Raw genomic sequence first — 9,738 nt, 5'->3', positions numbered from 1 at the left:
ACATCCAGAGTCATCTGTACTCGTTTTCCTTCGCGCCCAACAAATCCTGGAGTCGCACCTACGCACGGCAACCCGAGATCCTGGCCTACCTGGAATCGGTGGCCGACGGCTTTGACCTACGCCGGCACCTCATGCTGGGGACCAGGGTCCGCACGGTTTCCTGGAATGCGGACACCTGGGGATGGGACTGTCAGCTGGAGCGGGACGGGAAGCCGGAGACGCTGAGCGTGGACGTGGTGGTCTGCGCCGCGGGTCTGTTCGGGTCGGTGAAGCATCCCGATATCGCGGGGCTCGGCGATTTCGGCGGCCCCGTCATGCACACCGCGAGTTGGGATCACGGGGTCGAGCTGGCGGGCAAGAGGGTCGCGGTGATCGGCACCGGCGCCAGTGGCGTCCAGGTTGTCCCCGAACTGGCGAAGGTCGCCGGTCACCTGGCGGTTTTCCAGCGCACGCCGCCGTGGATGGTTCCCAAGGAAGACCGGCCTTACAGCGCAGACGATTGGCGCGATTCCGGCGCAACCCCCTGGCGGTCCGCCGGACCCGCTGGCGGATCTGGAAGTTTCAGCACGACAACACCGCGACGTTCGCCGACGATCCGATCGTCACCGCCCGCAGTCATTTCGCTACGTCGTTCCTAGAGCGCACCGTGTCCGATGATGGGCTGCGCGGCGCGCTGACGCCGGATTACCCGTTCCGCTGCAAGCGGGTGCTGCTGGGTGACGACTACTACCGGGCGCTGCAGCGGCAGCGCGTCGACCTCGTCACCGATCCCATCCAGCGGATCACCGAGGGGTCAGTGATCACCACCGCGGGTGCGGCCGTCGACGTCGATGTGGTCTTGCTGGCCACCGGGTTTGAGACCTCGCGCTACCTGTCGGGCATCGAGGTGATCGGGGATGGCGGGCAGCGCCTGCACGAGCGCTGGGGCGACGACCCCAGCGCGTATCTGGGCGTGGCGGTCGGCGGCTTTCCGAATTTCTTCATGCTCTACGGCCCCAACACCAACCAGGGCGGCAACTCGATCGTCTACATCCTTGAGGCCGGGGCGCGGCTGGTGGCGAGCGCGGTCAGCAAGGTGGCGCGCCGCGGCGGGTATCTCGACGTGCGACCGGATGCCGAAAAGCGATATAACGAAGCGCTTTTCGCGGACCTCGAGCGCACCATCTGGACTCAATGCGACAGTTACTTCCGTTCGCCGAGCGGACGCATCGTCACCCAGTGGCCCTACACGGAGCTGGAATACGCGCGCCGGACCTGGCGGCTACGGCCGCGTGATTGGCTGCACCGAACGCCGGGCTGCAGTCGAAGGTCAGCGAGCGCCGAAATCGATTACCCCGCGGATCAACTCGCCGGCGGCTAGGGCTGCGTAGGCCACGTTGATCTCGTCCAGGCTGTAGCGCTTGGTGATCATCTCGTCGAGCAGCAGTTGACCCGACTCGTACAACGTCGCCAGCATCGGAATGTCGCTCTTGGGATTGCACGAGCCGAAGACTGTGCCGCACAACGTCTTGTTCATCAGGATGAACTCCTGCAGCGTGATGTCGATCGAACTCGTCCCGGGCGAGGGCAGGCCGGTGAGGACGCAGGTGCCGCCTTTACGGGTGAGCGCCAGTGCCGTGCCGACGTCGGCCGCGCCGACCATCGCGGGGGAGACGACGACCGCGTCGGCCATCACGCCGCGGGTCAGCTCGCGCACCAAGTCGATCGCCTCTGTTGCGGACCCGGCGGTGTGTGTCGCTCCGAAAGTCATTGCGGCCGAACGCTTGAACTCGTTTATGTCGACCGCGACGATGCGAGACGCGCCGCTGATGCGCGCGCCCTGGATGGCCGCGGTCCCGATCCCGCCCACGCCGATCACCACCGCGGTGTCACCACCGCGAATGTTGGCGCGTCTCGCCGCCGAGCCGTATCCGGTGGGTACCGCGCAGGCCAGTAGCGCGGCGGGTACCAGCGGGAAATCCGGTGAGATCTTGACGAGAGAATTCGCCGAGACGACGGTGTGCTCCGCGAAGGCCCCGATCTTGGAGACATGGCCCAGGTTTCGGCCGTCGGCGGTGTGGTGACGAAAGGTCCCATCGGTCGGCATGCCGGGCGCCAGGGTGCCGGAGCCGGTGTCGCACAGGTATTCCATTCCCGATGCGCACCAACGGCAGTTGCCGCATACCGCGACGAAGGACGTCACCACGTGATCACCGGGCGCCAAGTGGGTCACCCCGTCGCCCACCTCGATCACCACGCCGGAGCCTTCGTGCCCGCCGATGGTCGGCGACATCGCCGGCAGGCCGAGTTCGCGCAGGGTGTCGGGCGGCGCGGCCAGCCGTCCCTGCCGGATGTGTTCATCGGAGTGGCACAGCCCCGTGGCGGCCAGCTGGATCAACACCTCGCCGGCACGCGGTGGGTCCAGTTCGAACTCTTCGACCGACCATGGACCCCCGTACTCGTAAAGGATGGCCGCGCGACTTCGCATCGAACTCACCTTAGGCGCCGCGCTCAGCGGGCCGGGTCCGCGGCAACCTCGATGTCGCCGGCCTTCGCCGCCGCGCGCAGCTGATGAAAGTCGTCGAGTGATTTCTCGGCGTACGCGTGCGACCATTCGGCGACCGCGCAGTGCACGCTGTCGTTGGTGCCCACGTATCCGCGCAGGATGGAGGCGTTCGCGCTCTGTGAGTGTGCCCGCGCCAGCAACACGGCGCAGGCGACGACGTATTCGGTGAACGTGTCCGCCGACATGCCCTCGGTTTCGATGGTGCCCTTCATGTCATGGAACTGACGGACGTAGTAGTCGCGGCCGTCCTTGCGGGTGGCGCCGAGAAACACGTCGGACATGGCCTGCAGGATCTGCTGACCGTCGATGACGCGGACCCCCTGGCCCTTGACCTCGACGGCCGCGTTGAGCGTGTTCGGCTGGGACCAGCCACCGTATTCCTCGAGTACCGATCGCGTGGCCTCTTTGATCTGCAGGATCAGCGGTGTGTCGTTGGGGCCGACCAAGATGACCAGATAGCAACGGGTTCCGACGCTGCCGACGCCGACCACCCGCAGCGCGATATCGGTCACGCGGAAGTGCGACAGTAGCAGCGCGACATCGGCGGGGACCGTGCCCAGGTACGCCTCGATCGAGGCCAGCAGGGGAGCTTCGACCTCTTCGTCAACGTGCTGCAGAATCGGTGGCGCCTCGCGCAACCGGGGTGTGCCATCCGGGCCAATCTCGGTGATCTGCTTGAAGACTCGCGCGGACGTCCGGGTGCGCGCCCGAGAGATCGTTTTGTTGATCACGGCCTGCAGGCCCTTGGACACATCCCCGCTGTACTTCTCGGGTTCCACCCGCAGGTAGTAGCGCTCCAGAACGTCCATCTCCTCGAGCATCGCCTCCAGGCTCCTCTGGTAGCCCTCCAACGCCTGCTCGACGCAGCGGCGAATGGCCTTGGTCGGGTAGCCGGCGTGACGGCCCCCGATTATCGCACTGGTGACCAGGCGTTTGACGTCCCACTCCGCCGGCGCGACGGCGGCCTCGTCGAAGTCGTTCAGGTCGAACAGGATCGAGCGGTGCGGCGCGGCGTACAGGCCGAAATTCGAGACGTGAGCGTCACCGCAGCACATGATTTCGATCCCGCTCGTCGGGCTGGTGGCCAGGTCGGCGGCCATCACGGCCGCGGATCCTCGGTAAAACGAAAACGGATCGGCGAGCATCCGGGCGAAGCGCAGCGGGACGAGCTCACCGAGCCGGTCGGCGTTTTGGGCGACCAGAATTTCGGTGGCCGATCGTGCGGACGGGTTCAGTTGCGCGAGCGAACTCCTTGGCACGGTCTTTCGCAACGCTCGGCCGCGCGCCACGTCCGCGCTTGGCACTTCGAGCTCGATCAGACGATCACGCAACACGAGTTGCGGCATCCGAACAGCATATGCGCTGGTCCGGGCTGAGCGAAGGGCTTTCGGCAGCTTCGGTGCGGGCGTGCGAAGTTATCTTCAGGGTGATTCTCTCCGCTGCCGGCAAGTGGACCGATCGTTAACATACTTAAAAATGTTTCCGACCAGACGATCCTGTCTGGGGTATTGCCGCGAGAGGACGCTCCGATGGTGAAAGTGCGTCCGGCGCTCCAGCGTCTGCACCCGCGGGTGCGGATCAGCTGGCTCAACGTCATCGGTGTCGTGGCCGTCGTCGCCGCCGCGACCGCGATCGTGATCAAGAACGCTCCCGCCGACCGGGCGAACCAAATCCTCAACGTTTCATACGATCCGACTCGCGAGCTGTACGCCGCAATCGATAAGACTTTCATCCCCGAATATCGCGCGCACACCGGAATCACGTTGGACATCAAGGAGTCTCACGGAGGCTCGGGGCGCCAGCTGAAGAGTGTTCTCGACGGCAGCCAGAAAGCCAATGTGGTCTCGCTGGCGCTGATCAGCGACATCGACACGCTGAGCAAGCGGGGCCTGGTCGCCGCCGACTGGCGCAAGCGCCTGCCGAATAACTCGGTGCCGTACACCTCGACCATCGTGTTTGTCGTCCGCAAGGGCAATCCGAAAGCGATCCACGACTGGCCCGACCTGATCAACCGTGACGTGTCCGTGGTGACGCCGAATCCGCGCACCTCCGGCAACGGTCAGTTGAGCGTCCTGGCGGCCTGGGGTTCGGTCACCACGCGAGGCGGCAGCCAGGCCCAGGCGGCTGGCTACGTAAGGTCGCTACTGCAACACGTGGCGGTCTCGGACGCCGGTGCCCGCAGCGCGGGTGACAGCTTCACGCTGTCGAAGATCGGCGACGTGCAACTCACGTGGGAGAACGAGGCGCTGCGCGAGGTCGGCGCCAACAAGGACGAACTCCAGCTCGTCTACCCACCGGTCAGCATTCTCGCCGAACCCGCGGTGTCTTGGGTCGACGCCAATGTCACCGACACAAAGTCGGCGACCTACGCCAAGGCGTACCTCAACTATCTGTTCTCCGATGCCGCGCAAGAGCAGGCGGCGCAGTACGGCTACCGGCCAGTCAAGCCGGAGATCCTCGCTAAGCACGCCGACCGGCTTCCCCCGCTCGCACTATTCGGAATAAGCGCGATCGCCAAGGACTGGAGTGACGCGCGCGAGCAGTTCTTCGGTACCAACGGAATCCTCGACAGCATCTCGGCGCCGCCCCCTGGCGCGGCGGCGGGAACATAGCGGAAAGACGCGCAACGTGGGCTTTGCTCTGAATTACGACTTGGTGAAAGGCCGGCACGATGTCATCGCCGGCCTGACCGTCGCCGCCATTTCGTTCCCGCAGGCGATGGCCTACGCGTTGATCGCCGGGGTGGATCCGAGGTTCGGTGTGTACTCGGCGATCGTCGTGACGATCGTCGCGTCGATCTTCGGCTCCTCGTCGCACTTGATCAACGGGCCGACAAGCGCCATATCGCTACTGGTGTTCACCGCCCTCGCCTTCCTCGACTCGGAGAACACAGGCGAGCTCTTCGAAGGGCTGTTCCTGCTGGCGGTCCTGGTCGGCGTGTTTCAGATCATCATCAGCTTGTTCAAGCTCGGCAACCTGACTCGCTATATCTCCGAGTCGGTCATCATCGGCTTCATGGCGGCGGCTTCGTTCCTGCTCGCCGCCGGACAGCTGGGCAACGCACTGGGCGTCAAAGACAAGGGCAACGGCCACATGCAGGTGCTGCACCGGGTGTGGCTCACCCTGACCCACGGTGATCACATCAATTACCGCGCACTGGTATTGAGCGTTTCGGCGGTGATACTGGCGGTCGTCCTGCGCAAGGTGGTGCAGCGCTACCGGTGGCCGCAGATCGACATGCTCTCCGTGCTGATCATCACCGGCCTGATCGCCTATGTCGCGGGTTGGTCGGTCCCGGGGGCCAACGGTCACACCGCGGTGTCGGTGGCCGCCAAGATCCCGCGGAGCCTGCCCACCCCGCATGTCCCTGAAATCCACACCGGGTGGCTGCCGGAATTATCAACCGGCGCACTGGCCATCGCTTTCGTCGGCATCATCGAAGCGCTGTCCATCGCCAAAGCCATTGCCTATCAGACGAAACAGCAGATCGACTACAACCGGCAGATCATGGCGGAAGGGCTCGCCAACCTCGCCGGGGGATTCTTTCAGAGCCTGCCGGGGTCGGGCTCGCTGTCCCGGTCGGCGATCAACTTCCAGGCCGGCGGCAAGACGCGGTTCTCCGGGATCGTCTCGGCCGCGACGGTCGCCGCGGCGTTATTGCTGTTCGCCCCATTGCTGCGGTATGTGCCGCAGCCCGCGCTGGCGGGTCTGCTGCTCGTCACGGCCGCGCGGCTCGTCGACTGGAAGCGGTTGGTGTACACGCTCAAGGCGTCCCGCTACGACGCGGGCCTGGTGGTCGTCACGGCATTCACCGGGGTGGCAATCGATCTCGATAAGTCGGTCCTACTCGGCGTCGTCCTTTCGATTTTGCTGTTCGTGCCCCGCGCGGCCAAATTGAAAGCCAAGGAACTCATCGTCACACCCGAACGCGTTGTCCGCGAACGTATCCCGGGCGATCCGCCGGATTCGTCGATCGTCATCTACGACCTGGAGGGCGAATTGTTCTTCGGGGCCGCACCGGAATTGGACCGCTACCTCGCGGAGATCAGCAGACGGATCGCCGATGATGACCTGAAGTTCGTCGTGCTACGCCTCAAACGGGTGCGCCATCCGGACGTTGTCTGCATCGAGCGGATCGAGCACTTCCTGCGCGCCGAGACCGACAGAGGCGTCACGATCCTGCTCGCCGGGGTGCGCGCCGACACGCTCTCCGTCCTGCACAACGTCGGATTGCAGGAATGGTTCAGCGCGGAGCATGTCTTCCCGGAAGAAGACGAGGAATACTCGGCGACGCTGAAGGCGGTGCGCTACGCGCACAACCAGCTGGCGGAGCTGAAACTGAAGGGGCCCTTCACATCCGCGCCCGAGCTTGCCCCGCACGCCGAGCTGTACTACCTGGTCTAGCCGCTGGCGGCCACCCGGGCCCGCTCGGTCATCGAGGCGATCACTCCGCCGTCGTTCAGGATGTCGGTGCCGGTGAGGTAGCCGGCCTTGTCACTGGCGCAGAAGGCGAGCAGTTCGGCCATCTCCTCGGGCTTGCCCCAGCGCGGGACCGCGGCGTCGGCGACCATCGCTCCGGCGCCGGCCTGCTCCTCGAGCCTGCCCATCTCGGTGTCGATGGACCCGGGGGAGACCGAGACGATGCGCAGTCCGCTCGCGTTGAACCTCTCGGCCTGGGACTGGCTGTACCACTTCACGAAGCTCTTGCTCAGCGCGTAGGCGATGCCGGATTGCGCGTCTTCGGGGACGATCGCGCAGGCCTTGAGCATTGTCTCCATGAAGGCGTCGCCGTCGGAAATCGCCACCGGGAATTGGTCTGTCGGAATCATTTCCGCGGGCAGCATGTGTGCCGCCATCGATGCGACGTTGACGATCACCGAGCCGCCACCGGCCTTCGCGTGGAACGCCTCGTTGACGTTCACCGTGCCGATCGCGTTTGTCCGCATGACGTATTCCGCCGCGCCCATGCTCGGACTCACCCCGGCGGTGTGGATCACCGAGGCGAGAGTGCCGAGGCCGGTCGCGGTGTCGAGCAGGTCGTCGACGGCATGCCGATCGGTGACGTCGCAGTTGACGGCCGTCGCGGTCACCCCGAGGTCTTTCAGGGTCGCGGCCGCCGTGTCGAGCCGGTCCTGCCTGACGTCGCAGAGAACAAGCGTGTGATCGCGGCCGAGGATTTTGGCCGTGGCCAGGCCCATGCCGCCCGCGCCGCCTGTGATTACCGACACTCGATTCATACCTGGACCGTATACGTCGTGTGATGTCAGACGGAGCCGTGGGGCGCGGTTTGCTGGTGCGCGCTACGCGGGATGCTCCGCATCGTGGTGCGGGTGACCGCTGTGGCGGATGGCCGTCCCGAAGAACGGCGCCCGGATGGTGGCGACCACGTCGCGGCGGTTCACGATCAGCCCGGCGATGGCCACCGCGGCGTAGACACCGCATAGCAGTAGCCGTCCATGCGTGGAGACCAGCGGGAACTGGACGATGAACAGCGCCAGCAGCGCGAAGGCCGTTGCCCGGTGGAACCGCAGCCCCAGGATCAGCGCCACTCCCATCATCGTTTGAGTGGCCGTGAGCAGCACCTCCTCGACCTGGCGGCTGTCGAGCACCAGCGAGTATCCGCCGCCGCCGAGCAGGTGGGCGATTGGCAGCGATCCGATCAGTAGCGTCCACTGGTTGACCTTGGAGGAGATCAAGGTGGCGATGGCCGCCGTGCCCTTGCCCCGGCTGGCGAAGATGGTGGCGACGATGAACTCGGGAGCTTCGGAGGCCAGCGGGGCGAGCCACTGGACCAGCAGGAAGCGGTCGATGCCCAGTTCGGTGCCTGCACCGACCAGGTTGTCGGCGAACGGCTTGGCGCAGAGCAGGATCACCGCGCCGGAGGCGAGGAACAGGCCGACGACGGCGATGCGCCGACTGCGGTCCGGTAGCTCCCCGATGGCGGCGGCCGTGCCGATCAGCTCCGGCTCCTCCACGTCGCCGTGGCTGAGCTTGTACAGGTAGAACCCGAACCAGGCCAGCAGCGCCAGGCCCAACCCGAGGTGGATTTCGCCGGACACCGGTATCGCGAACGCGAGCACCCCGGCAATCAGCAGGAAGCCCAGTTCGAGACGATTGCCCGGCTGCAGCGCCAGCCCGGTCGTTTTCCCGGACCCGCTCCTGCGGGCAACGACGATGCTGACCAGCACGACGACCGGCCAGCCCAGGCCCATCAGCAGCCGATTGGATCCGGTCATGTTCGCCGCGGCGTACTGGGTGTAATCGGCGTTGTGGCCGGACACGTACGCGTAGTAGAGGTCGACGGCGTATTCGGGCAGCACCGCGATCAAAGCGAGCACCGCCGTCGCCAGCCCACCGGCGACGTCGATCTGCGCCGCCTCGGCGGCCCACGCCAGTAGGAAGCTGGCGGACACCACCGCGGCGCCGAAGATGAATAGGGCGGCCAGCGGGTCAGGGTGCAGACCCGATACCCGTAGGACGACGGCCGGCACGACGAAGATCGTGGTGATCAAGCCCGAACGGATCAGGGTGTGGCGCCGCGACCGTGCCGCCTTCGACACCGTGGCGGTCGGCCTTTCTGTGGCGAGCATCGTCATCCTTCGGCTCATGGAGGGGTGGCGACAGGTGGCCGTACCGGCCGGCTTGCCGTGGCGAACTGCCTCCTCAAGTTACCCGCGTAACTTCCTCCCAGCAACGTGCCGGGTCAGCGAAGCGAACGTATCCGCGAAACCATATTTGCTGGCCAGGTAGACCTGGGTCGAAAAGTTAGGCTGGCCTGATCTGAGATTTTGGCAAACCTTTCCCGCGAAGCGGCACTACGCGTTAAGACGCCGGGCGAACGGCTGAGGTTCCGATCAGTCGTCCGGCCCCATCGCCGCGGCGGCCGCCTGAGCAAAGACCTCAACGGCCTGATTGCGGCTCAGCGACGTCAGGAACTGCGCGGCGGCGCGCATGGTGTCGCCAACCATCAACGTCGGACCGTTCTCCAAATTTTCGAACGCCTCGGTGATGACATCCTCGACGGCGTCCGCGCCTGCCGGCACCTCGTCGGGAGAGCCGATCTGGCCGCGGCTGTACTCGAGTTCACGCAATGCCGGCGTGTTCGTCTTGCCGAGGATGAGGCCCAGGACGTCGACGCCCTTGTCATGCAGTTCGGCCCACAGCGCCTCGGCGAAGACCATGTCGAACGCCTT

General features: G+C 65.6%; 6 protein-coding genes and 2 pseudogenes. 3 read left to right on the top strand and 5 right to left on the bottom strand.

Annotated elements, in window-relative coordinates:
- Positions 1 to 1,288, top strand: a pseudogene (locus JOZ00_RS06130) (NAD(P)/FAD-dependent oxidoreductase); the annotation flags it as partial.
- Between the two features lie 21 nt (positions 1,289 to 1,309).
- Here JOZ00_RS06130 and JOZ00_RS06125 read toward each other — a convergent pair.
- Both JOZ00_RS06125 and JOZ00_RS06120 read right to left on the bottom strand, forming a co-directional pair.
- Positions 1,310 to 2,467: a Zn-dependent alcohol dehydrogenase gene (locus JOZ00_RS06125; RefSeq protein ID WP_293341198.1), complete on the bottom strand. Its 1,158-nt coding sequence runs from the start codon at positions 2,465 to 2,467 to the stop codon at positions 1,310 to 1,312.
- Between the two features lie 23 nt (positions 2,468 to 2,490).
- Positions 2,491 to 3,891 carry a DUF2252 domain-containing protein gene (locus JOZ00_RS06120; protein ID WP_293341195.1) on the bottom strand — a complete coding sequence of 467 codons (1,401 nt, stop codon included), beginning with the start codon at positions 3,889 to 3,891 and terminating at the stop codon, positions 2,491 to 2,493.
- A 183-nt stretch (positions 3,892 to 4,074) separates the two neighbouring features.
- Between JOZ00_RS06120 and JOZ00_RS06115 the strand changes: the two genes are divergently transcribed.
- Positions 4,075 to 5,157 (top strand): sulfate ABC transporter substrate-binding protein, encoded by a 1,083-nt coding sequence (locus JOZ00_RS06115; protein ID WP_293341192.1) that lies wholly within the window; start codon positions 4,075 to 4,077, stop codon positions 5,155 to 5,157.
- Between the two features lie 16 nt (positions 5,158 to 5,173).
- Complete coding sequence (locus tag JOZ00_RS06110) at positions 5,174 to 6,949, top strand: SulP family inorganic anion transporter (protein WP_293341189.1); 1,776 nt, start codon at positions 5,174 to 5,176, stop codon at positions 6,947 to 6,949.
- Here the strand turns inward: JOZ00_RS06110 and JOZ00_RS06105 are convergent.
- The 3 genes and pseudogenes from JOZ00_RS06105 to JOZ00_RS06095 form a co-directional block, all read right to left on the bottom strand.
- Positions 6,946 to 7,782 carry an SDR family oxidoreductase gene (locus JOZ00_RS06105; protein WP_293341186.1) on the bottom strand — a complete coding sequence of 279 codons (837 nt, stop codon included), beginning with the start codon at positions 7,780 to 7,782 and terminating at the stop codon, positions 6,946 to 6,948. The genes JOZ00_RS06110 and JOZ00_RS06105 overlap by 4 nt on opposite strands.
- 63 nt (positions 7,783 to 7,845) lie before the next feature.
- Positions 7,846 to 9,141 (bottom strand): sodium:proton exchanger, encoded by a 1,296-nt coding sequence (locus JOZ00_RS06100; RefSeq protein ID WP_293341183.1) that lies wholly within the window; start codon positions 9,139 to 9,141, stop codon positions 7,846 to 7,848.
- Positions 9,142 to 9,399: 258 nt separating this feature from the next.
- Positions 9,400 to 9,738 (bottom strand): annotated as a pseudogene (locus tag JOZ00_RS06095) (short-chain dehydrogenase); the annotation flags it as partial.

Source organism: Mycobacterium sp. (genome assembly GCF_019243155.1).
Taxonomy (GTDB): Bacteria; Actinomycetota; Actinomycetes; order Mycobacteriales; family Mycobacteriaceae; genus Mycobacterium.
This window is presented reverse-complemented; position numbering and strand designations above follow the sequence as displayed.

Coding starts and splice junctions, on each gene's coding strand:
- JOZ00_RS06125 (WP_293341198.1), bottom strand. CDS start 2,467: ATGCGAAGTCGCGCGGCCATCCTTTACGAGTACGGGGGTCCATGGTCG.
- JOZ00_RS06120 (WP_293341195.1), bottom strand. CDS start 3,891: ATGCCGCAACTCGTGTTGCGTGATCGTCTGATCGAGCTCGAAGTGCCA.
- JOZ00_RS06115 (WP_293341192.1), top strand. CDS start 4,075: ATGGTGAAAGTGCGTCCGGCGCTCCAGCGTCTGCACCCGCGGGTGCGG.
- JOZ00_RS06105 (WP_293341186.1), bottom strand. CDS start 7,782: ATGAATCGAGTGTCGGTAATCACAGGCGGCGCGGGCGGCATGGGCCTG.
- JOZ00_RS06100 (WP_293341183.1), bottom strand. CDS start 9,141: ATGACGATGCTCGCCACAGAAAGGCCGACCGCCACGGTGTCGAAGGCG.